This window comes from Collinsella aerofaciens, from assembly GCF_015560135.1.
GTDB classification, from domain to species: domain Bacteria; phylum Actinomycetota; class Coriobacteriia; order Coriobacteriales; family Coriobacteriaceae; genus Collinsella; species Collinsella aerofaciens_AN.
On the sequence record NZ_JADMRH010000053.1, the window covers coordinates 1 to 1217 of the forward strand.

1 protein-coding gene is annotated in these 1217 nt (G+C 66.1%); it reads left to right on the forward strand.

Translation table 11 applies throughout. The features are described 5' to 3' along the window. Window positions 1–61 precede the first annotated feature (61 nt). Window positions 62–1203 (forward strand): IS3 family transposase gene (locus tag I2H19_RS09880; protein WP_370448105.1). Its coding sequence is split into 2 segments (ribosomal slippage): window positions 62–320 and window positions 320–1203, totalling 1143 coding nucleotides; the frame shifts between segments, so codons are not numbered across the junction. Window positions 1204–1217 lie beyond the last annotated feature (14 nt).

A 1217-nucleotide genomic window follows, 5' to 3' on the forward strand; every position in this document is an offset into this window, starting at 1 on the left:
TGGATTGGCTACACTGATGTGGACAGTTCCGGGAGGGGCGCAGGAGACGGGAGGGCCGTATATGAGGGACCCCAGGCACCCGAGGCATTTCACCGACGAGTTCAAGAGGCAGATAGTCGACCTCTACAACGCCGGCAAGCCCAAGCGCGAGATCATGGACGAGTACGACCTCGGCAAGAGCACCGTGGAGAGGTGGATCAAGTCGATAAACGCGACCGGCTCGCCGCGCGCCGCGTGCAACCGCACGCCCGAGCAGAACCGGATCCTGGAGCTCGAGCGCGAGAACCGCAGGCTCCGGATGGAGGTCGACGTCTTAAAACAAGCGGCGCTGATATACGCTCGAAAGTGAGGGCCATAGCGGCCAACGAGGGCCGCTACCCCATATCAGCGCAGTGCAGGCTCCTCGGCGTCGCGAGGTCGACGTACTACTCCATGCGCTCGCGGGCCGACCGGCCCGCCGCGCCGGACCCCGCCGCGCCGGCCGTGGTCGCGGCCCACGCCGCCAGCAAGGGCCGGTACGGCTCGCGCAAGATAAAGGCGTCGCTCGAGAGGTCGGGCGTCACCGTCAGCCGGCGCCGGGTCTGCCGCATCATGAGGGAGAACGGCCTGGTCAGCGCATACGGCAGGAAGAGGTTCAAGGTGCACCCCGGGGCGGTCAACGAGGCCGACGTGCCCAACGTCGTCGCGCGCGGCTTCGGCGGCAGGGCGCCGCGCACCCATATATGCAGCGACCTGACCTACGTGCGCGTCGGGGCCTCGTGGAACTACGTCTGCCTGCTCGTCGACCTCTACAACAGGGAGATCGTCGGCCACTCCGCCGGGCCCAGGAAGGACGCCCGGCTGGTCAAGTCGGCGTTCGCGACGCTCTCCTTCCCCATCTCGGACATCGAGGTCTTCCACACGGACCGCGGCAGCGAGTTCGACAACGCCGAGATCGACCTGATGCTCGAGGCCTTCGGCATTGAGAGGTCGCTGTCGGCCAAGGGCTGCCCCTACGACAACGCCGTCGACGAGTCGACCAACAGGATACTGAAGGCCGAGCTCGTCCACCGCGAGACGTTCGGCACGACGCGCGAGCTCCGGGCCAAGCTCTCGGACTACGTGCACTGGTACAACAACTTCAGGATCCACTCGACGCTGGGCTACATGTCTCCGGTCGAGTTCAGGGAGGCGGGGCTGTCCCTCCCGGAATCGTCCAAATAGGTGTTGCCAATCCA